The organism is Sphingomonas sp. GW821-FHT10F09 (assembly GCF_058809195.1).
The window spans coordinates 179835-199270 of record NZ_JBXASI010000004.1; the positions used below are offsets into that span (position 1 = coordinate 179835).

Annotated in this window: 21 protein-coding genes; 14 read left to right on the forward strand and 7 right to left on the reverse strand. The window is 69.1% G+C overall.

Going from position 1 to position 19436, the window contains the following annotated elements; translation table 11 throughout:
* Window positions 1-7 precede the first annotated feature (7 nt).
* Together AC1RTO_RS13685 and AC1RTO_RS13690 are read left to right on the forward strand one after the other, a co-directional pair.
* The gene (locus AC1RTO_RS13685; RefSeq protein WP_493161370.1) at window positions 8-589 is read left to right on the forward strand and encodes an LOG family protein; all 582 of its coding nucleotides are present in this window, start codon (window positions 8-10) and stop codon (window positions 587-589) included.
* Window positions 579-1520, forward strand: coding sequence for a phytoene/squalene synthase family protein (locus AC1RTO_RS13690; RefSeq protein WP_493161604.1), 942 nt, complete (start codon window positions 579-581; stop codon window positions 1518-1520). The genes AC1RTO_RS13685 and AC1RTO_RS13690 overlap by 11 nt, the downstream gene beginning before the upstream one ends.
* 8 nt (window positions 1521-1528) lie before the next feature.
* Here AC1RTO_RS13690 and AC1RTO_RS13695 read toward each other — a convergent pair whose 3' ends face one another.
* Window positions 1529-1759, reverse strand: coding sequence for a hypothetical protein (locus tag AC1RTO_RS13695; RefSeq protein ID WP_493161371.1), 231 nt, complete (start codon window positions 1757-1759; stop codon window positions 1529-1531).
* A gap of 96 nt (window positions 1760-1855) precedes the next feature.
* On the opposite strand from AC1RTO_RS13695, the gene AC1RTO_RS13700 reads away from it, so the two are divergent.
* On the forward strand, window positions 1856-3712 hold the full coding sequence (locus AC1RTO_RS13700; protein WP_493161372.1) for an ABCB family ABC transporter ATP-binding protein/permease: 1857 nt from the start codon (window positions 1856-1858) through the stop codon (window positions 3710-3712).
* 9 nt (window positions 3713-3721) lie between these two features.
* On the opposite strand, the gene AC1RTO_RS13705 is transcribed toward AC1RTO_RS13700, so the two are convergent.
* A complete protein-coding gene (locus AC1RTO_RS13705) occupies window positions 3722-4651 on the reverse strand; it encodes a hypothetical protein (RefSeq protein ID WP_493161373.1) in 930 nt (309 codons plus the stop codon).
* Window positions 4652-4800: 149 nt separating this feature from the next.
* Here AC1RTO_RS13705 and recQ point away from each other — a divergent pair, with 149 nt between their 5' ends.
* From recQ to AC1RTO_RS13720, 3 genes are all read left to right on the forward strand, one after another.
* Window positions 4801-6570 (forward strand): DNA helicase RecQ, encoded by a 1770-nt coding sequence (gene recQ / locus AC1RTO_RS13710; RefSeq protein ID WP_493161374.1) that lies wholly within the window; start codon window positions 4801-4803, stop codon window positions 6568-6570.
* Window positions 6571-6656: 86 nt separating this feature from the next.
* Window positions 6657-7091, forward strand: coding sequence for a protein tyrosine phosphatase family protein (locus AC1RTO_RS13715; protein ID WP_493161375.1), 435 nt, complete (start codon window positions 6657-6659; stop codon window positions 7089-7091).
* 7 nt (window positions 7092-7098) lie between these two features.
* A complete protein-coding gene (locus AC1RTO_RS13720) occupies window positions 7099-7527 on the forward strand; it encodes a hypothetical protein (RefSeq protein WP_493161376.1) in 429 nt (142 codons plus the stop codon).
* A 38-nt stretch (window positions 7528-7565) separates the two neighbouring features.
* On the opposite strand, the gene AC1RTO_RS13725 is transcribed toward AC1RTO_RS13720, so the two are convergent.
* Window positions 7566-8639, reverse strand: a complete 1074-nt coding sequence (locus tag AC1RTO_RS13725; protein ID WP_493161377.1) for an alkene reductase — start codon at window positions 8637-8639, stop codon at window positions 7566-7568.
* A gap of 52 nt (window positions 8640-8691) precedes the next feature.
* Between AC1RTO_RS13725 and AC1RTO_RS13730 the strand changes: the two genes are divergently transcribed.
* The 6 genes from AC1RTO_RS13730 to AC1RTO_RS13755 all read left to right on the forward strand — a co-directional run bounded on the left by AC1RTO_RS13730 (window position 8692) and on the right by AC1RTO_RS13755 (window position 14712).
* Entirely contained in the window at window positions 8692-9642 is a 951-nt protein-coding gene (locus AC1RTO_RS13730) for a DMT family transporter (protein WP_493161378.1), read from the forward strand.
* A complete protein-coding gene (locus AC1RTO_RS13735; protein ID WP_493161379.1) occupies window positions 9639-10292 on the forward strand; it encodes a COQ9 family protein in 654 nt (217 codons plus the stop codon). The genes AC1RTO_RS13730 and AC1RTO_RS13735 overlap by 4 nt, the downstream gene beginning before the upstream one ends.
* A 77-nt stretch (window positions 10293-10369) precedes the next feature.
* Complete coding sequence (locus AC1RTO_RS13740) at window positions 10370-10660, forward strand: FeoA family protein (RefSeq protein ID WP_293875966.1); 291 nt, start codon at window positions 10370-10372, stop codon at window positions 10658-10660.
* Between the two features lie 3 nt (window positions 10661-10663).
* A complete protein-coding gene (gene feoB / locus AC1RTO_RS13745; protein WP_493161380.1) occupies window positions 10664-12523 on the forward strand; it encodes a ferrous iron transporter B in 1860 nt (619 codons plus the stop codon).
* Between the two features lie 18 nt (window positions 12524-12541).
* Window positions 12542-13120 carry a single-stranded DNA-binding protein gene (ssb, locus tag AC1RTO_RS13750; protein WP_493161381.1) on the forward strand — a complete coding sequence of 193 codons (579 nt, stop codon included), beginning with the start codon at window positions 12542-12544 and terminating at the stop codon, window positions 13118-13120.
* A 20-nt stretch (window positions 13121-13140) separates the two neighbouring features.
* The gene (locus AC1RTO_RS13755) at window positions 13141-14712 is read left to right on the forward strand and encodes a sensor histidine kinase (RefSeq protein WP_493161382.1); all 1572 of its coding nucleotides are present in this window, start codon (window positions 13141-13143) and stop codon (window positions 14710-14712) included.
* Window positions 14713-14718: 6 nt separating this feature from the next.
* Here AC1RTO_RS13755 and AC1RTO_RS13760 read toward each other — a convergent pair whose 3' ends face one another.
* The 4 genes from AC1RTO_RS13760 to metX form a co-directional block, all read right to left on the reverse strand.
* Entirely contained in the window at window positions 14719-15126 is a 408-nt protein-coding gene (locus AC1RTO_RS13760; RefSeq protein WP_493161383.1) for a response regulator, read from the reverse strand.
* A gap of 94 nt (window positions 15127-15220) precedes the next feature.
* Window positions 15221-15811, reverse strand: a complete 591-nt coding sequence (gene metW, locus AC1RTO_RS13765; protein ID WP_293875962.1) for a methionine biosynthesis protein MetW — start codon at window positions 15809-15811, stop codon at window positions 15221-15223.
* Window positions 15808-16251, reverse strand: a complete 444-nt coding sequence (locus AC1RTO_RS13770; RefSeq protein WP_493161384.1) for a GNAT family N-acetyltransferase — start codon at window positions 16249-16251, stop codon at window positions 15808-15810. The genes metW and AC1RTO_RS13770 overlap by 4 nt, the downstream gene beginning before the upstream one ends.
* Complete coding sequence (gene metX, locus AC1RTO_RS13775; RefSeq protein ID WP_493161385.1) at window positions 16248-17363, reverse strand: homoserine O-acetyltransferase MetX; 1116 nt, start codon at window positions 17361-17363, stop codon at window positions 16248-16250. Before metX ends, AC1RTO_RS13770 begins: the two co-directional genes overlap by 4 nt.
* 61 nt (window positions 17364-17424) lie before the next feature.
* Here metX and hisC point away from each other — a divergent pair, with 61 nt between their 5' ends.
* A complete protein-coding gene (hisC, locus tag AC1RTO_RS13780; RefSeq protein ID WP_493161386.1) occupies window positions 17425-18519 on the forward strand; it encodes a histidinol-phosphate transaminase in 1095 nt (364 codons plus the stop codon).
* Window positions 18519-19424: a prephenate/arogenate dehydrogenase family protein gene (locus tag AC1RTO_RS13785; RefSeq protein WP_493161387.1), complete on the forward strand. Its 906-nt coding sequence runs from the start codon at window positions 18519-18521 to the stop codon at window positions 19422-19424. The genes hisC and AC1RTO_RS13785 overlap by 1 nt, the downstream gene beginning before the upstream one ends.
* Window positions 19425-19436: the final 12 nt, after the last annotated feature.

Here is a 19436-nt window from a genome sequence, read left to right on the forward strand (position 1 = left end):
CAAGGGCATGAAACGCCTTGCCATCTATTGCGGCTCCGCCACGCCCGCCGACCCCGTCTATATCGAATCCGCCCGCGCGATCGGGTGCACGCTCGCCGAGCGCGGCATCGGCGTGGTCTATGGCGGTGGCCGGCTCGGCCTGATGGGCGCGATCGCCGACAGCGCGCTGGCGGCGGGCGGCGAGGTGATCGGCGTGATCCCGCAGGCGCTGGTCGATGCCGAGGTCGCGCACCGCGGCCTCACCGAACTCCACGTCGTCTCCGGGATGCACGCGCGGAAGGCGGCCTTCACCGACCTTGCCGACGGTTTCGTCACCATCCCTGGCGGCACCGGAACGATGGACGAATTGTGGGAGGCGCTGAGCTGGGCGCAGCTCGGTTACCATGCCGATCCGGTCGGCCTGCTCAACGTCGCGGGCTATTACGACCATCTGATCGCCTTCTGGGCAAAATCGGCGGAGGTAGGCTTCCTGCGGCCGCAGCATCGCGACCTGCTGATCGTCGACGACACGCTCGACGGCCTGCTGGCGAAGATGGCCGCGCACGTGCCGACCCAGCCGATCGTGCGGATGAAGACGTCTGACCTCTGAGGCGCTGCCCTCCCGCGACGCCATCGTCGCGACCGCGCACGAATCGATCGCACGCGGATCGAAGAGCTTCGCCGCGGCAAGCCTGTTGTTCGATCCCGTGACGCGCGAGCGCGCCTGGCTGCTCTATGCCTGGTGCCGCGCCTGCGACGATATCGCCGACGGGCAGGACCATGGCCACACCATGTCGGTGGTCGAAGACGCGCCGCAGCGGATCGCGGCGATGGCGACGCTGACCGATGCGGCGCTCGCGGGACGGGCGATCGGCTTGCCCGCCTTCGACGCACTGCGCATCGTCGCCGGCGAGACGCGGCTGCCGGCGCGCTACGCGCACGACCTGATCCAGGGCTTCCGGCTCGACGCGGAGGACTGGCGGCCGCGGACCGAGGACGATCTGCTCACCTATTGCTACCATGTCGCCGGCGTCGTCGGCTGCATGATGGCGGTCATCATGGGCGTCGACTCGGACGATGCGGCGGTGCTCGACCGCGCCTGCGACCTGGGACTGGCGTTCCAGCTGTCCAATATCGCCCGCGACATCGCCGAGGATGCGGCGGCGGGGCGCTGCTACCTGCCGACCGACTGGCTGGCGGAGATGGGGATCGCGCCGGACGCGATCATGGCCGATCCGGCGAAGCTGGCCGTGCTGGCGAAGCGCCTGACCGACCGATCCGCGCAATTCGAGGCGAGCGCGCGGATCGGCACGCGCGCGCTGTCGTTCCGTTCGGCCTGGGCGGTGCTCGCCGCCGCGGACATCTATGGCACGATCGGGCGCAAGGTCGCCGGTCGCGGCGCAGCGGCATGGGACCTGCGGGTGACGACGTCGAAGGCGGAAAAGCTGCGTTTCATCGCGCAGGCGTGGCGAAATGCACGGGGCCGAAAGGGACTGGCGGACGTGCCGCGCGATCCGACGCTATGGCACCGGCCGGCCTGACCCGATCGTCAGAGCTTGCGCACCTTCGCATCCGCTTTGGCGATCTGCGCGCCGGCGGTGCGGCAGGCGGCACCGATCATCGGATAGGGGACGTCGGTGTTGCGGGCGAGCTGGTCGGGCAGCGCCGCACGGCATTGCGCCATCGACTGGTAGCGGGTCGGGACGATCCGTGCCTCGCTGCACTGGACGTTGCCGTCCGCGCAGCCCATGATCGCCATGACGTAGAACAGGGGTTCCATAAGCGCCTCACTCTCACGCGGTAAAATCCGCGGGGGTGGCATTATGTTCCGCGGGCTCGCTTTCGCCGTGGGCCGGACGCGCCTACATGCAGCGCAATGCCTCCCGCCGATCCGACCAGCCACACCCGCGCCGACCAGCCGCTGCTGCCGACCCTTCGCCGCTTCCTGCCCTATCTCTGGCCCGCGGGTCAGGCGGGGCTGAAGGCGCGGATCGTCGGCGCGATGACGCTGGTGGTGATGAGCAAGCTCGTCCAGGTGTTCGGCGCCGCCTATACGCTGAAATACGCAGTCGACCGCATGGCCGTCGGCGATCGCGGGCTGGCGACGATCGTGATCCTGCTGGTGGTCGGCTATGCCGCCTCGCGCTTTGCGACGACGCTGTTCGACAACGCCCGCAACGCGGTGTTCGAGCGCGTCGGCCAGGATGCGACGCGGCGGCTGGCGGCGAACGTCTTCCGCCACCTGCATGGCCTGTCGCTGCGCTTCCATCTGGAGCGGCGCACCGGCGCGGTGACCAAGGTGGTCGAGCGCGGCACCAAGAGCATCGATACGATGCTGTATTTCCTGCTGTTCAACATCGCACCGACGGTGCTGGAACTGGCGCTGGTGCTCGGCATCTTTTGGCATAGCTTCGGCTGGCCGCTGGTCGCGGCGACGGTGGCGATGGTCGCGGTCTACATCCTGTTCACGCAGAAGGTGACCGACTGGCGCAACGCGCTGCGCGCGCGGATGAACGACCTCGACACCGGCGCGGTGGCGCATGCGGTCGATTCGCTGCTCAATTTCGAGACGGTCAAATATTTCGGCGCCGAGGAGCGCGAGGCGAAGCGCTACGATGCGGCGATCGCCGCTTATGCCGCCGCGGCGACCAAGTCGGAAAACAGCCTCGCGTGGCTCAACGTCGGGCAGGCGCTCATCACCAATGTGATGCTCGGCGGCGGCATGGCCTATGTCGCCTGGGGGTGGAGTCAGGGGCGGTTCTCCGCGGGCGACGTCGTGTTCGTGTCGACCCTGCTCGCGCAGCTGTTCCGCCCGCTCGACCTGCTCGGCATGGTCTATCGCACGATCCGGCAGGGGGTGATCGACATGGCGAGCATGTTTGCGCTGATCGACACGCCGGCCGAGGTGGTCGACGCGCCGGGCGCCGCGCCGCTGGCCGTTGGTAAGGGCCATGTCCGGTTCGAGAACGTCCGCTTCGGCTACGATCCCGGGCGCGTGATCCTGCACGGGCTCGACCTCGACATTCCTGCCGGCAGCACCGTCGCGGTGGTCGGGCCGTCGGGCGCGGGCAAGTCGACGCTCGCGCGGCTGATGTACCGTTTCTACGACGTCGGCGAAGGCCGGATCACGATCGACGGACAGGATATCCGCGACGTGCAGCAGGCATCGCTGCGCGCCGCGATCGGCATCGTGCCGCAAGACACGGTGCTGTTCAACGACACGATCGGCTACAATATCGCCTATGGCCGCGAGGGCGCCGGCCGCGCCGAGATCGAGGGCGCGGCGCAGGGCGCGGCGATCGCCGGCTTCATCGAGCGCCAGCCCGAAGGCTATGACACCCGCGTCGGCGAACGCGGCCTCAAGCTGTCGGGCGGCGAGAAGCAGCGCGTCGCGATCGCGCGGACTTTGCTCAAGAACCCGCCGATCCTGATCCTCGACGAGGCGACGAGCGCGCTCGACAGCCGGACCGAGGCGGACATCCTCGCGACGCTGCAGGCGATCGAGCGTGGCCGCACCACGATCGTCATCGCGCACCGCCTGTCGACCGTGGTCCATGCCGACCAGATCGTCGTGCTCGACGGCGGCGTCATCGCCGAACGCGGCACGCATGGCGAGCTGCTGCGGCGCGGCGGCCTCTATGCCGAGATGTGGGCGCGGCAGGCGCAGGAGCGCGACGACGACGTCCCCGGCGCGAGCGCCAATGACGAACGGGGTGCGCTGGCGGCGGAGTGAGCGGCCGCGTCAGCCGGCGCAGGTGAGGTGGACGAGGCCCGCATCGCGGTCGAACACGATCGACGAGCAATGTTGCAGCTGATCCGCGCCGAGTGAGAGCGTGTCGCGGCGCATGTCCCGCTTCTTGCCCTTTGCGGTCACCAAGATCTCGTCGGGGTCAGGGGCGGGCGCCGGCGTGTCGGCATCGCGGATCACGCTGGCGTTGCCGATATCGTCGGTGCGAACCCCGAGCGACGCGATGCGCAATGGCCCCAGTGCGAACGGTTTGCCCAGCGTCATAGTCCGCACCGGGCGCTCGATGCCGAAGAATATCTCGGTCGGCACCGCCGCCCCCGATACGCTGCCGTCGTGCAGCGCCGCGATGCGGACCGCCGCTCCCGCAGTCGCCAGCGACCGGGGGTGATGAGGATCAAAGCGCAACCGCATCGGCGCGCCGCCGACCTCGATCTCCGCATAGGTCGGACTGAAATTGCCGAACAATCCGAACGCCGCCGATTCATGACGCGCCTTGAACGTCGTCGTCGTCTCACCCGGCCGGGCTGCGCGCAGCTGAAAACGGACGACCGGATCCGCCAGTGCCGCCGGCCCGACGCTGACGTCTACTCCTGGTGCGAAGGGCCGCTTCGCCCAGCCGACGCGGCGCTCGACCTGGCCATCGCCCAGGTCGACCGGCACCTTCTGCGTGCGCGTCATCACGGACGTGCCGCCGACGACATAACCGATGCTGATCCCCCACTTGCCCTCTAGCTTCAGCTTCGCCCGCTCGGCCAGCGCAAGGTCGATCAGCGGCATCGCCGGTGCCGCCGGGTCGATGCGCACCCGCGCCGGCACGCCTGCGACCTGTCCGGCGGCGACGTCGCCGCCGCTCACCACCCGCTCGTGCGGCGGACCGGCCGCCCCTGCCAGCAGGAGGGCAGCACCGATCGTCATTCGCAGCATTGTCATTCTCCCACGTGCGAGGCGCAGGGAAGGTGAGGATCATGTCGTTTCGGTGGCGCATCAAAGGCTGATCCGCCCCCATCGCGGATAATGGTCGGCGCGGTCCGCCGGGTGGCGTCGTCGTGATCGACCGCCTACATGCCCGAACGATGATCCCCGATCCCCTGCCCACCCTGTCGCGCGTCTTCGGCTTTCCCGGTTTTCGCGGTGTGCAGGCGGACGTGGTCGAGCGGGTGCTGGCGGGCGAGCGGACGCTCGGCGTGATGCCGACCGGCGCGGGCAAGTCGCTCTGCTACCAATTGCCCTCGGTGATGCTGGAGGGGACGTGCGTCGTCGTCAGCCCGCTGATCGCGCTGATGCACGACCAGCTGCGCGCCGCCGAGGCGGTCGGCATCCGCGCCGCGACGCTGACCAGCGCCGACCAGAATCGCGCCGAATCGATCGCGCGGTTCAGGGCGGGCGAGCTCGACCTGCTCTATATCGCGCCCGAACGTGCCTCGACCGGGCATTTCCGCGAGCTGCTCGGCAGCGCGAAGCTCAGCCTGTTCGCGATCGACGAGGCGCATTGCGTCAGCGAATGGGGCCACGATTTCCGCCCCGACTATCGCCTGCTCGCGCCGCTGATGGATGCGTTTCCGGACGTGCCGCGGCTGGCGCTGACCGCGACGGCGGACGCGCATACCCGCAGCGACATCCTGCAGCAGCTCGGCATCCCGCAGGACGGGCTGATCGTCTCCGGCTTCGACCGGCCCAACATCCGCTATGCGATCACCCCCAAGGCGAACACGTCGAAGCAGATCGCCGACGTCATCGCCGCGACGCCCGGCCCCGGCATCGTCTACGCGCAGACCCGCGCTGCGACCGAGAAGCTGGCCGAGGCGCTGGCGCGGACCGGGCGACCGACGCGGGCCTATCATGCCGGGCTCGACGCGCACATTCGCCAGAAGAACCAGGCCGATTTCGTCGCGAGCGAAGACATGGTGATCTGTGCGACGGTGGCGTTCGGCATGGGGATCGACAAGCCGGACGTCCGCTTCGTCGCGCATGCCGGGCTGCCGAAATCGATCGAGGCCTATTATCAGGAGACTGGCCGCGCGGGGCGCGACGGCGATCCGGCGGTGGCGCACCTGTTCTGGGGCGCGGAGGATTTCGCCCGCGCCCGCCAGCGCATCGGCGAGGTCGAGCCCGAGCGGCAGGCCGGCGAGCGCACCCGGCTGGCGGCGCTCGGTGCGCTGGTCGAAACGGCGGGGTGCCGCCGCCGCATCCTGCTCAAGCATTTCGGCGAGGACCGGCTGGAGGATTGCGGCAATTGCGACAATTGCCTCGGCAGCCCCGATGCGGTCGACGCGACGCAGACCGCGATGAAATTCCTGTCGGCGGTGTTCCGCACCGGGCAATTGTTCGGCGCGGGCTATATCGAGCAGGTGCTGCTCGGCCAGTCGACCGAGCGCAGCGTCGATCGCGGGCATGAGGCGCTGTCGGTGTGGGGGATCGTCGAGGGCGAGGAGGCCGCGCTCGTCAAGCCGGTGGCGCGGCAGCTGCTGCTGCGCGACGCGCTGCGCACCAATGCGCATGGCGGGCTGGAGTTCGGTCCGGGCGCGCGCCCGATCCTGAAGGAGGGCGCACGGGTGACGCTGGTCGTGCCGCCGAAGCGGACGCGGTCGCGGAAGCGGGAGGCGGGCGTCGCCGCCAATCCGGCGGATAATCCGCTGTTCGAGGCGCTGCGGACCTGTCGCCGCGACCTTGCCAAGACGGCGGGCGTGCCGCCTTATGTGATCTTCCACGATTCGGTGCTGCGCGACATGGCGGCGCAGCGGCCGGCAAGCCGCGCCGAGCTGATGCACCTGTCGGGCATCGGCGCACGCAAGCTCGACGCCTATGGCGATGCCTTCCTCGACGTGATCCGCGCCATGGCGTGAGGCCGGCGCCGCACGATCTGCCGCAAACCTATCCAAAGCCGACCAAAACAGCTGACGCGCCACGGCTGATCGCGTATCGGCACCGGATGGCCGACATCCGCACCATCAACGAATCCGTAAGCGTCGCTCCGCAAATCACGGTCGACGACATCGCGGCGATCAAGGCGGCGGGGTTCGTCGCCATCGTCAACAATCGTCCCGACGAGGAAGAGGCGGGCCAGCCGGCCGGCGACGCGATCCGCGCCGCGGCGGAGGCGGCGGGGCTTGCCTATGTCGCGATCCCGATCACCCATGCGGGATTCTCGCACCCGCAGATCGATGCGATGACCCAGGCGCTGACCGCGGCCGACGGCCCGGTGCTCGCCTATTGCCGGTCCGGCACGCGAAGCTGCAACCTGTGGGCGCTGGCCGCGGCCAAGGCCGGGCGCAACCCCGACCTGCTGGTCGGCCAGGCCCGCGCCGCCGGCTACGACCTTTCGGGGATGCGGCCGACGCTGGACGCGCTGGCCGGCGGGCAGTGAGCCCCGCGTGATCGACGACATGCTCCTTATCGGCATTACAGCGGGCGTGGTCGTCACGCTGGCCGTCGTCGCAATCGCGTGGCGACTATTGCGCCGGCGCACGACGCGGATCGCGAGCCCCGAAGAGGCCGCGGAAGCGGCGGAACAGGCGCTCGCCGGCTTCGATACGCAGGGTGCGGTGGTCGGTGCCGATGGCGGCGGCGCGCTCGCGGTCGACCGTGCCGGCCGCGTCGCGGTGATGAAGCGCGACGGCAAGAGGATGGCGGTGCGCGAGGTCGCCTGGGTCGCCCTGCGCTCCACCGCCGAGGGCATTCTGATCGACACTGGCGAGCGCCGGCTGGGCGAGATCTTGGTCGCCGGCGTCGACGCGCTCGACGTCCGCCGCCTCGCCCCCGCGGACCTCAAGCGGCTCGTCCCGGAACTGCGCCGCGCCTGACCATGCCCCCTCCCGCAACGGGAGGGGGCAGGCCGCCGTTACGCCGCCTGCGTTTCGAGGGCGGGATAGTCGGTGTAGCCTTCGGGGCCGGTCGAATACCACGTCTTCATATTGTCGGTGTTGAGCGGCGCGTTGCGGCGGAAGCGTTCGACGAGGTCGGGGTTGGCAATGAACTTGCGGCCGAAGGCGATGCCGTCCGCCAGTCCCGAATCGACGTCCGCCTGCGCGGCATCGAGCCCGTAATCCTGGTTGAGGATCAGCGGCCCCTTGAACACCTTGCGGATCTCGGGGCTGAGCTTGGGCACGTCGCTGCTGCCGAAGGTGCCGTCAGGTGCCTGTTCGCGCAGCTCGAGGAAGGCGATGCCGAGCGCGTCGAGCGCGGCGGCGGCGGGGACGAAGACGCTGACGGGATCGCTGTCGTCCGCCCCCTGCGTCTCGCCGTTCGGCGACAGGCGGATGCTCGTGCGGCCCGCGCCGATCGCGTCGATGACGCGCGCCACCGCTTCGCGCATGAAGCGGATGCGGTTTTCCGGACTGCCGCCATATTCGTCGTCGCGCAGATTGGTGCCGTCGCGCAGGAACTGGTCGATCAGATAGCCATTGGCGCCGTGCAGCTGGACGCCGTCGAAGCCGGCGCGGATCGCGTTCGTCGCGGCCGAGGCATAATCGTCCTGCGCGCGCTTGATGTCGTCCAGCGTCGCCGCCTGCGCCTCGCCATAGGGGTTTTCGGGCTTGTGATAGGGGGCGCGCGTCGCCGAGGACGACAGCGGCGTCATCCCGATCACGTCGGGACGCGACAGCCGGCCCATGTGCCAGATCTGCGCGACGATCCTGCCGCCGGCCTCGTGCACCGCCGCGGTCACGGGCTTCCACGCCTCGACCTGCGCCTCGGTCCACAGGCCCGGCGCGTTGGGCCAGCCGAGCCCCTGCCGGCTGATGCCGGTGCCTTCGCTGATGATGAGCCCGGCGCCCGCACGCTGGCGGTAGTAATCGACCATGATGTCGGTCGGCACGTGATCGTCGGTGGCGCGACCGCGGGTCAGCGGCGACATGAGAATGCGATTGGCGGCGGGGATGTCGCCCAGCTGGATGGGATCGAAAAGGCTCGGCATGGTTGCTCCGTAAGTGGCCTGACGAACGGGAAATAGGGGGCTACAGGGCGGCATGCATCAGGCACGGACCCCAAGAAAAACTGTCCCGGCGGCAACCGCGACGGTTGACGTTACGGCAACCGTCGGTCTCGCGTTTCTCGCCCTGGTGATCGGCAATGTCGCGCTGGCGTTCGGACCATGGTTCGTCCGGCTCGCCGATGTCGGGCCGGTGGCGGCGGGATTCTGGCGGATCACGCTGGCGATGCCCTTGCTCGCCGCACTGGCGCTGGCGCGGGGCGCGCGGCCGGTGGCGATGACGCGCGGCATGTGGGCGATGCTGGCGATCGGCGGCGTCGCCTTCGCCGCCGATCTGGCCAGCTGGCACCTCGGCATCCTGCGCACGACGATGACCAATGCGACGCTGTTCGGCAATGCCGCCATCCTGATCTATCCGATCTACGGCTTCCTCGCCGCGCGTACCTGGCCGACGCGGACGCAGGGGATCGCACTGGGGCTCGCCGCGATCGGCGCCGGGCTGCTGATGGGGCGGTCGTATCAGGTCGATCCGCGCAACTTCGCCGGCGACCTGCTTTGCATCGTCGCCGGCATTCTCTACACCGTCTATTTCATCGTCATGGCGCAGGTGCGCGCGACGATGCGACCGCTACCGGCGCTGGCGCTGGCGAGTGCGGCCACCGCCTTGCCGCTGCTGCTGTTCGCGCTGCTGCTGCACGAACAGGTGATGCCGCAGCACTGGGCACCGCTGCTCGGGCTGGCGCTGGTCAGCCAAGTGCTCGGGCAGGGCTGCATGATCTTCGCGCTCGGCCAATTGTCGCCGCTGGTCGTCGGCATCGCGCTGCTGATCCAGCCGATCGTCGCCGGCGCGGTCGGCTGGATCGAATATGGCGAGCGGTTGCAGGGACCGGATTGGGTCGGCGTGGCGTTGGTCGCACTGGCGCTGGTGCTGGTGCGCCGCGCCGAGGTTGCGCCGGCGAAGACGGTAGCGCAGGAGGTGGGATCATGACGCAGGACCTGACACTCGACGAGATCCGCGATGCCCTCGCGCCCGGCATCGCCGACAATGCCGCGTTCGACGGCTGGGGCGACGCGGCGCGCGACATGGCGGCGGACGCGGCCGGGATCGATCGCGACGTGGCGCGGCTCGCCTTCCCGAACGGCGCGGTCGACATGATCGATGCGTGGTTCGCCGCGATCGACCGGCAGATGGCGGAGCGGCTGCCGGCGGAGGCCTTGGCCGCGATGAAGATCCGCGAGCGGATCACCGCACTGGTCGAAGCGCGACTCGATGCGGTGGCGATCAACCGCGAATCGCTGCGCCGTGCGGTCGCGATCCTGGCGCTACCGCAGAACCTGACGCGCGCGGCGCGGCTCGGCTGGCGCAGCGTCGACCTGATGTGGCGCATGGCCTGCGACACCGCGACCGATTACAACCATTACACCAAGCGCACGATCCTGCTCGGCGTCTATGGCGCGACGGTGACGGTGTTCCTCGACGACGACAGCGAAGGCCATGCCGATACGCGCGCGTTCCTTTCGCGGCGGATCGACGGGATCATGCGCTTCGAGAAGGGCAAGGCGGCGTTCGTGAAGCGCTACGAGCATCGCCCCAGCCTGTCGCGCTTCGTCGGCCGGCTGCGTTATCCGGTCGTCTAGGGCGGTCGTCCGGGCGTGCGGCGAAGCGAGCCGGTGCGGCTTTACTCCCACGACCGTAAATGATAATCACTCGCAGCATGGATATGTCGCGTACCGTCGTGCCCGCCGCTCACACCGTCCTCGATCTCGTGTCGCTGCCGCGTCGCCAGCCGGCGACCGTCGCCGCGATCGACTGGACCCGACTGGCGCTGCCCGAGGCGCGGCGCCTGCGCGAACTCGGTTTCGATGAGGGCGTGCCGGTCGAGGTGCTGCACCGCGCCTCGCTGGGCGGCGGGCCGATCGCCTGCCGGATCGGCCGGATGACCGTCGCGCTGCGGCGTGCGGTCGCGGGTGCGATCCATGTCGCCCCGGCGCTACCCGCCGAATAACCGGTGCACGCATCCCCGCTGGTCGCGCTGGTCGGCAATCCCAATGCCGGCAAGAGCGCGCTGTTCAACGCGCTGACCGGCGCGCGCCAAAAGGTCGGCAATTATCCCGGCGTCACCGTCGAGCGCCATTCGGGCCGGCTGGTGCTCGACGACGGCCGCCCGGTCGAGCTGATCGATTTGCCCGGCGCCTATAGCCTCGAACCGTCCAGCCCCGACGAGCGCGTCACCCGCGACGTCGTCACCGGCGCGAGCAGCCTCGAACGGCTGCCCGACGCTCTGGTCGTGGTGGTCGATGCCGCCAATCTCGACAACCATCTCCGCTTCACGCTGCAGCTGATCGCGCTCGGCCTGCCGGTGGTGGTCGCGCTCAACATGGTCGACCTCGCCGAGCGCGACGGGCTGACGCTGGATGCGGCGGTGCTGGCGCGCGAGCTCGGCGTGCCCGTCGTCCCCACCGTCGCGGTGCGCAAGCGCGGCCTCGATGCCCTGCGCGCGGCGCTGGACGATGCGCTCGCCGGCGGGCCCCGGCGCTCGCCCGACATCGGCGCGGGGACGCAGGACGACATCGTCCACTTGCAACGCCGCGCCCGGCAGATCGCCACCGCGGCGACCGTGTCGGAGACGGCGGGGCGCCGCTGGGCGCATATGCTCGATTCGGTGGCGCTGCATCCGGTGGCCGGGCCGCTGCTGCTGGTCACCATCCTGTTCGTGATGTTCCAGGCGGTATTCACCTGGGCGAGCGTACCGGCGGATGCGATCGATGCCGGCTTCGGCTGGCTGCAGGATGCGATCAAGACCGCGATGCCCGAAGGCTTCGTCCGCTCGCTGCTGACCGACGGCCTGATCGCCGGCGTCGGCGCGGTTATCGTCTTCCTGCCGCAGATCCTGATCCTGTTCCTCTTCATCCTCGTCCTCGAATCGTCGGGCTATATGGTCCGCGCCGCGTTCCTGATGGACCGGCTGATGGCGACGGTCGGCCTGTCGGGCCGCGCGTTCATCCCGCTGCTGTCGAGCTTCGCCTGCGCGGTGCCCGGCATCATGGCGACACGGACGATCGACGACGAGAAGGACCGGCTGACCACGATCCTGATCGCGCCGCTGATGACGTGCAGCGCGCGCTGGCCGGTCTACACGCTCATCATCGGTGCGATGATCCCCAACACGCCCTTGCTGCCGTTCGTCCGGTTGCAGGGGGTGGTGATGTTCGGCCTGCTCGTGATCGGCATCGCCGGCGCCTATGTCGCCGCGCTGATCCTGCGCCGCACCGTCACCAAGGGCGCCTCGTCGGGCTTCATGATGGAGATGCCGAAATACCAGGTGCCGCGGATCGGCGACGTGCTGATCGGCCTGTGGCAGCGCGCAATCATCTTTCTGAAGCGCGCCGGCACGATCATCGCCGCGACGACGGTCGTGCTGTGGCTGCTGCTCAGCTTTCCCAAGCCCCCCGAGGGCAGCGGGATCAGCCCGGTCGATTATTCGATCGGCGGGCGCATCGGCCATGGTATCGAATATGTCGTCAAGCCGATCGGCTTCAATCGCGACATCGCGCTGGCGCTGCTGCCGGCGATGGCGGCACGCGAGGTCGCGGTGTCGGCGATCGGCACCGTCTATGCGATCGATGATGCCGAAGGCAGCGGCGCCGACCGGATCACTGACCAGATCCGCGGCCGCTGGACGCTGCCGACCGCGCTCGCCTTCCTGATGTGGTTCGTGTTCGCGCCGCAGTGCATCTCCACGATCGCGGTGACCCGGCGGGAAACGAACGGGTGGAAATGGCCGCTGTTCATGGTTGGCTATTTGTTCGCCGCCGCCTACATCATGGCCGGGATCACATACTGGCTGGCGGTGTTCGCCGGCCTCTAGACAGTTTCGGGGCAAGTCATGGCGGGCAGCGTCAACAAGGTCATTCTCGTCGGCAACCTGGGGCGCGACCCCGAATCGCGGGCGTTCCAGAACGGCGGCAAGGTCGTCAACCTCCGCATCGCCACGTCCGAATCGTGGAAGGACAAGATGTCCGGCGAGCGCAAGGAAAAGACCGAATGGCATTCGGTCGCGATCTTCAACGAAGGGCTCGCCAACGTCGCCGAACGCTTCCTGCGCAAGGGGTCGAAGGTTTATATCGAGGGCGCGCTGCAGACCCGCAAATGGCAGGACCAGCAGGGCAACGACAAATATTCGACCGAGATCGTGCTGCAGGGCTTCAACAGCGTGCTGACGATGCTCGACGGCCCGAACGGTGGCCAGGGCGGCGGCGGCGGTGGTGCCGGCGGCGCGCGCGGCGGCGGTGACGACTGGAGCGGCGGCGGCGACTTCGGCGGCGCGGCGTCCGGTGGCGGCTATGGCGGTGGCGGCGGCCGGTCCGGCGGCGGCAGCGCCCCGGCGGGCGGCGGCGCGGGCCGCGGCGGCTTCGGCCAGGGTGGAGGCTTTGCCGACGATCTCGACGACGACGTGCCGTTCTGAGCACGCCGCCAGCCACCCCGATGCTCGATCCCGACCTGCTGTGCGGCGGCGCGCCTGTCGCGCACCCCGCACCGGTCGCGCGCGGCTGGCAGGTCGACGAGGCGGTACGCGCCGCCGCGATGCAGACCTATGACCTCGAATCCTTGCGCAACAGCGCGGCGCTGAAACGGATCACCGATTTCGCCGCTGCGCTGTGCAACACGCCGGTCGCACTGGTCAGCCTGGTCGAGGAATCGCGCCAGACCTTCATCTCGCGCACCGGCCTCGACCTCACCGAAACCTCTCGCGAGACGTCCTTCTGCGCGCATGCGATGCTGGAGGACCAGATCATGGTCGTCCCCGACGCGACGCACGATCCGCGCTTCGTCAACAATGCGCTGGTTACCGGCGACCTGCACATCCGCTTCTACGCCGGCGCGCCGCTGGTGTCGGACGATGGCATCCCGCTGGGGTCGCTGTGCGTGATCGATACCGAACCACGCGAGGGGCTGACGCCGCTGCAGTTGCAGGGGCTGGCGACGCTGGCCGACAACGTCATGGCGCGGCTGCGTGACAGCCGCGACGCCGCCGCATGGCGCGCCGCCGAACGCGACACCCGCCGCCAGCTGTCCGACAGCGAGGACCGGTTCCGCACGCTCGCCGACACCATGCCGCAGATGGTCTGGTCGACATTGCCCGACGGCTATCACGATTATTACAATGCGCGCTGGTACGAATTCACCGGCACGCCGCCCGGATCGACCGATGGCGAGGGCTGGAACGACGTCTTCCATCCCGAGGATCAGGAACGCGCATGGAGCGTGTGGCGCCATTCGCTGACCACCGGCGATCCCTATCAGATCGAATATCGCCTGCGCCATTTCGACGGCACCTATCGCTGGGTGCTCGGCCGCGCCTTGCCGATCCGCGATGCCGACGGCCATATCACGCGCTGGTTCGGCACCTGCACCGACATCCACGAGCAGAAGCTGGCGCTGCACGAGCGTGAGGTCATCAGCCAGGAGCTGTCGCACCGGATCAAGAACATCTTCGCGGTGATCTCCGGCCTGATCTCGTTCGCGGCGCGCAGCCGTCCGGATTTCGCGCCGATCGCCGCCGATCTGCGCCAGCGGATCACCGCGCTCGGCCGCGCACACGATTTCGTCCGCCCGCACAGCCCCGCGTCGCGCCCGTCGGCGCAACAGGACAGCCTGCACGGCCTGCTCGGCGAATTGTTCGAACCCTATCGCCGCAGTGACCGGCAGCCGCTGGCGATCACCGGCGACGAGATCGCGATCGACGACCGGTCGGCGACGCCGCTGGCGCTGCTGTTCCACGAGCTGGCGACCAACGCGACCAAATATGGGGCGTTGTCGACGCATGAGGGCGTGGTGGAGATTGCGATCAGCCGCGACGACGATCGAGCGACGCTGCGCTGGACCGAGCGCGGCGGGCCTGCGGTGGTCGCGCCGACCGGTCCGCAGGGATTCGGCAGCCAGCTGATCGAACTGTCCGCGGTGCGTCAGCTCGGCGGCACGGTGTCGCGCGACTGGCGGCCCGAAGGACTGGTGATGACGGTGCAGATCCCGCTGACGGCGTTCAGTCGCCCCTGAGGGCGATCAGCCGGCGGTCGGCCGCAGCAGCACGATATCGTCGTTGGCCGGCGCGGCGAGGCCGGCATCGTCGCTCGCCATCGCCGCAGCCGCCAAGATCGCCGCCTCGCTGAACGGCTTGCGGATATAACCGATCGCACAATCGCCCCCGCAGTCGATCTGCGACGGGTTGGCAGTGACGAACACCACCTTCACCCCGTAATCGCGCGCCATGCGCTCGGCGATGCCCGGTCCGGTGGCGCCGTCGCGCAGATTGACGTCGACGAACGCGAAGCCGCATCCCGGCGCCGCTTCGATCGCGCTGGCGCTATCCGCGGCGATCGCGGCGACGTGATAGCCCGCATCGATCAGGATACGCTCAAGGTCGAGGGCTACGAAAATCTCGTCCTCAACGATTAAGGCTGTCTTGGTCATGGTGATCCTAGGCTTGGCCTTGCCAAACACAGATCAACCACTTTGGTTCCATGATCTTAGCCCGCCATGTTCGAAACGGACATGTTTTCGTGCTCTAGCGGCGCAGCAGGAACACGGCGTGCTGCGCGAGCAGATTGGCCGCCGCGGAGCTGCGCTGGCGATCTCCGGACAGGAACCAGGCGTCCTCCACGACGACGCGCCGGGCATGCAGAAAGGCGCGGAAATCGTCGATCGTCACATGATGGATGTTGGGCGTGTCATACCATTGTTCGGGCAATTGCCGCGTGACGGGCATCCGCCCCCCCCACAGCAGCGACAGCCGGATGCGCCATTGCGCAAAATTGGGAAAGCTGACGAAGGCGCGTGCGCCGATGCGCAACAGATGGTCGAGCACGAGGTCAGGGGCGCGCGCGGTCTGCAACGTCTGGCTGAGGATCGCATAATCGAAGCTGCGATCGGGATAGCCGGCGAGATCGACGTCGGCATCGCCCTGGATCACCGACAGCCCGCGCGCGACCGCGGCGGCGACGTTGCCGGCGTCGATCTCCAGCCCGCGCGCATCGCAGCCGCGCCGGTCGCGCAGCGCCGCCATCAGCGCGCCGTCGCCGCAGCCGACGTCGAGCACCCGCGCGCCCGGCGCGACATGGTCGGCGATCACCGCCAGGTCGGGACGGAGCAGGCTCATCGCGCCGCCCGCAGCATCGCCGTCGCCTCCGCCGACAGCCGCTCCATGTAGCGGTCGGGCCGCAGCGGCGTGTGAAAGCCGAGCGCCTCGTACACGCCATGCGCGTCGGCAGTGACCAGCGCGATCCGGCGGATGCCGGCGAACGCCGGGTGATCGACGAACCAGCCGACCATGCGGCGCCCCAGCCCCTGCCCGCGCGCGCCCTCGTCGATCCACACGTCGGCGATCCAGGCGAAGGTGGCGTGATCGGTGATCGCGCGCGCGAAGCCGACCTGCTCGCCGCCATGCCCGTCGTCACGATAGGCACCGAGGCAATGCGACCCCGCGATCGCACGCTCGACCAATGCGCGGTCGATGCCGGGCGACCAATAGCTCGACGCGAGCCAGCCATGGATGCGCGCGACATCGAGCCGCGCGCGGTCGTCGTTCAGCGCGATCATCGTCCCCCCTTCAGGAAGCCGTCGACCACCCGGTTCATCTCCGGCGCGTCGAGCAGGAAGGCATCGTGGCCATAGGGGCTCGACAGTTCGACGAAGCTGACCGGCGCGCCGGCGGCGTTGAGCGCCTGCACGATGCTGCGCGATTCGACCGTCGGATACAGCCAGTCGGTATCGAAGCTGACGAGGCAGAAGCGCGCGGCGGTGGCGCGAAAGGCGTTGGCGAGCATCCCGCCATGTTCCTCGGCGAGGTCGAAATAGTCCATCGCACGGGTGATGTAGAGATAACTGTTGGCGTCGAACCGGTCGACGAAGCTCAGCCCCTGATGGCGCAGGTAGCTTTCCACCTGGAAATCGGCATCGAAGCCGAAGCTCTTGGCTTCCCGCGCCTGCAGCCGCCGGCCGAACTTTTCGGTCAGCCCCGCCTCGGACAGATAGGTGATGTGCGCCGCCATCCGCGCCACGGCGAGGCCGGCGGCGGGTGGTTCGCCGCCGTAATAGTCGCCCCCCTGCCATTTCGGGTCGGCCATGATCGCCTGCCGCCCGACCTCGTGGAACGCGATGTTCTGCGCGGTGTGGCGCGCGGTGGAGCCGATCACCACCAGCGCGTCCATACGGTCGGGGAAGGTCGCGGCCCAGCTGAGCGCCTGCATGCCGCCCATCGATCCGCCGACCACCGCCTTCAGCCGCGTCACCCCGAGATGATCGAGCAGCATCGCCTGCGCGCGTACCATGTCGCGGATGGTGATGACCGGGAACGCCATCCCCCATGGCCGTGCCGTCGCCGGGTTGACGCTCGCCGGGCCGGACGAGCCCATGCAGCTGCCGATGACGTTGCTGCAGATGACGAAATCGCGCGCCGGGTCGATCGGCTTGCCCGGCCCGATCATCCGCGTCCACCAGCCGGGCTTGCCGGTGCGCGGATGATCCGACGCGACATGCTGGTCGCCGGTCAACGCATGGCAGACGAGGATCGCATTGCCGCCGTCGGGTGCGAGCGTGCCATAGGTTTCATAGGCGATCTCGACCGGCGACAGCAGCACGCCGCCGTCGAGGCGCAGCGGCCCCGGCAGCGTGACGTGGCGCCCAGTGCCGAACCGCTGATCGTCGCTCATTGCCGGGGTCGCTACGGCGCTCTTCTTGTCAACGCAAGCACCCGCCCGCTAAGGCCGCGTCATGACCGTACCTGCCCCCAAGCCCTGGATCATGGGCATCGCCCCCTACGTCCCCGGCCGCGCCACCAGCGAAGACGGCCGCAAGGTCGCCAAACTGTCGTCGAACGAGAATCCGTTCGGCACGCCCGAGGCGGCGCGCAGCGCCTATCGCGACGCCGCGATGCATCTGGAACGCTATCCCGACGCCGCCGCGATCGACCTGCGCGCCGCGCTTGCCGCGCATTACGGGGTCGAGGCGGAGCGGCTGATCTACGGCACCGGATCGGACGAGGTGCTCCACCTCGCCGCCGGCACCTTCGCCGGGCCGGGGGACGAGATCGTCCACGTCCGCTACGGCTTCGCGGTGTACGAGATCGCGACGCGGCGCGTCGGCGCGACGCCGGTGGTGGTCGCCGATCGCGACTATGCGACCGACGTCGATGCGATCCTGGCCGCGGTGACCGAACGGACGAAGCTGGTCTTCGTCGCCAATCCGAACAACCCGACCGGCACCTATTCGACCCGCGACGAAATCGCGCGGCTGCATGCCGGCCTGCCTTCGTCCGTTCTGCTGGTGCTCGACCAGGCCTATACCGAATATCTCGATCCCGAGGACGACGACGGCGGGCTGGACCTCGCCCGGACGCAGCCGAACGTGCTGGTGACGCGCACCTTCTCGAAGATCTTCGGGCTGGCGTCGGAACGGGTCGGCTGGGGCTATGCCGCGCCCGCGATCATCGATGCGATGCACCGCATCCGCGCGCCCTTCGCGTTCAGCGTCGGCGCGCAGGCCGCGGCGATCGCGGCGCTGGGCGATGCCGGCTTCGTCGAACACAGCCGCAGCCACAACCGCACCTGGCGCGGCTGGTTCGCCGAACAGGTCGACGCACTGCCCGGCCTGCGCGCGGTGCCGAGCAAGGCCAATTTTGTGCTGGTGCTGTTCGACGGCGCGCTGAGCGCCGAGGTCGCGTACAAGGCGCTGATGGCGGCGGGCTATGCGACCCGCTGGCTGCCGGGTCAGGGCCTGCCGCATGGCCTGCGGATCACGATCGGCACCGAGGCGGAGATGCACGACGTCGTCGCCGTGCTGCGCGCCGAGGTCGAACGGGCCGCCTGATGCTGCCCTTCGCACGCGTCACCATCATCGGGCTGGGCCTGATCGGATCTTCGGTGGCGCGCGGCGTGCGGGCGGCGATGCCGACGGTGCGGATCACCGGCTATGACGCCGATCCCGACGTGCGCGCCATCGCCGACCGGATCGAACTCGCCGACGATATCGCCGACAGCGCCGGTGCGGCGGTGATCGACGCCGACCTCGTCATGCTCTGCGTCCCCGTCGGCGCGATGGGTGCGGTCGCGGCGGAGTTCGTCGACGACCTGCCCGCCGACGCGATCGTCAGCGACGTCGGCGGATCGAAGGAGAGCGTGCTCGCGGCATTGCGCGCGGTGCTGCCCGATGCGACGATCGTCCCCGGCCACCCGGTCGCCGGCACCGAGCACAGCGGCCCGGAGGCGGGGTTCGCGACCCTGTTCCGTGGCCGCTGGTGCATCCTGACGCCCGAGGACGGCACGCCCGACGCGCCCGTGCTGCGGCTGCGCGCCTTCTGGGAGGCGCTGGGCGCGCAGGTCGAGGTGATGACCCCCAAGCACCACGACCTCGTGCTCGCGGTGACCAGCCATGTGCCGCACCTCATCGCCTATTCGATCGTCGGCACCGCCAGCGACCTCGAGGAGGTGACGCAGTCGGAGGTCATCAAATTCTCCGCCGGCGGGTTCCGCGACTTCACCCGCATCGCCGCCTCCGACCCGACGATGTGGCGCGACGTCTTCCTCAACAATCGCGAGGCGGTGCTGGAGATCCTCCAGCGGCTGACCGAGGACGTGACGATGCTGCAACGCGCGATCCGTTGGGGCGATGGCGAGCAGTTGTTCGACCTGTTCACCCGCACCCGCGCGATCCGGCGGTCGATCATCGAACAGGGCCAGGACGACGCCAAGCCGGACTTCGGTCGCAGCCACTGACGCAACAGGCGC

What these genes read in the sequence shown, in the direction of transcription:
- AC1RTO_RS13685 (WP_493161370.1), top strand. Translation starts at nt 8, where the DNA reads ATGAAACGCCTTGCCATCTATTGCGGCTCCGCCACGCCCGCCGACCCC.
- AC1RTO_RS13695 (WP_493161371.1), bottom strand. Translation starts at nt 1,759, where the DNA reads ATGGAACCCCTGTTCTACGTCATGGCGATCATGGGCTGCGCGGACGGC.
- AC1RTO_RS13700 (WP_493161372.1), top strand. Translation starts at nt 1,856, where the DNA reads ATGCCTCCCGCCGATCCGACCAGCCACACCCGCGCCGACCAGCCGCTG.
- AC1RTO_RS13705 (WP_493161373.1), bottom strand. Translation starts at nt 4,651, where the DNA reads ATGCTGCGAATGACGATCGGTGCTGCCCTCCTGCTGGCAGGGGCGGCC.
- recQ (WP_493161374.1), top strand. Translation starts at nt 4,801, where the DNA reads ATGATCCCCGATCCCCTGCCCACCCTGTCGCGCGTCTTCGGCTTTCCC.
- AC1RTO_RS13715 (WP_493161375.1), top strand. Translation starts at nt 6,657, where the DNA reads ATGGCCGACATCCGCACCATCAACGAATCCGTAAGCGTCGCTCCGCAA.
- AC1RTO_RS13725 (WP_493161377.1), bottom strand. Translation starts at nt 8,639, where the DNA reads ATGCCGAGCCTTTTCGATCCCATCCAGCTGGGCGACATCCCCGCCGCC.
- AC1RTO_RS13730 (WP_493161378.1), top strand. Translation starts at nt 8,692, where the DNA reads ATGCATCAGGCACGGACCCCAAGAAAAACTGTCCCGGCGGCAACCGCG.
- AC1RTO_RS13735 (WP_493161379.1), top strand. Translation starts at nt 9,639, where the DNA reads ATGACGCAGGACCTGACACTCGACGAGATCCGCGATGCCCTCGCGCCC.
- AC1RTO_RS13740 (WP_293875966.1), top strand. Translation starts at nt 10,370, where the DNA reads ATGGATATGTCGCGTACCGTCGTGCCCGCCGCTCACACCGTCCTCGAT.
- ssb (WP_493161381.1), top strand. Translation starts at nt 12,542, where the DNA reads ATGGCGGGCAGCGTCAACAAGGTCATTCTCGTCGGCAACCTGGGGCGC.
- AC1RTO_RS13755 (WP_493161382.1), top strand. Translation starts at nt 13,141, where the DNA reads ATGCTCGATCCCGACCTGCTGTGCGGCGGCGCGCCTGTCGCGCACCCC.
- AC1RTO_RS13760 (WP_493161383.1), bottom strand. Translation starts at nt 15,126, where the DNA reads ATGACCAAGACAGCCTTAATCGTTGAGGACGAGATTTTCGTAGCCCTC.
- metW (WP_293875962.1), bottom strand. Translation starts at nt 15,811, where the DNA reads ATGAGCCTGCTCCGTCCCGACCTGGCGGTGATCGCCGACCATGTCGCG.
- AC1RTO_RS13770 (WP_493161384.1), bottom strand. Translation starts at nt 16,251, where the DNA reads ATGATCGCGCTGAACGACGACCGCGCGCGGCTCGATGTCGCGCGCATC.
- metX (WP_493161385.1), bottom strand. Translation starts at nt 17,363, where the DNA reads ATGAGCGACGATCAGCGGTTCGGCACTGGGCGCCACGTCACGCTGCCG.
- hisC (WP_493161386.1), top strand. Translation starts at nt 17,425, where the DNA reads ATGACCGTACCTGCCCCCAAGCCCTGGATCATGGGCATCGCCCCCTAC.
- AC1RTO_RS13785 (WP_493161387.1), top strand. Translation starts at nt 18,519, where the DNA reads ATGCTGCCCTTCGCACGCGTCACCATCATCGGGCTGGGCCTGATCGGA.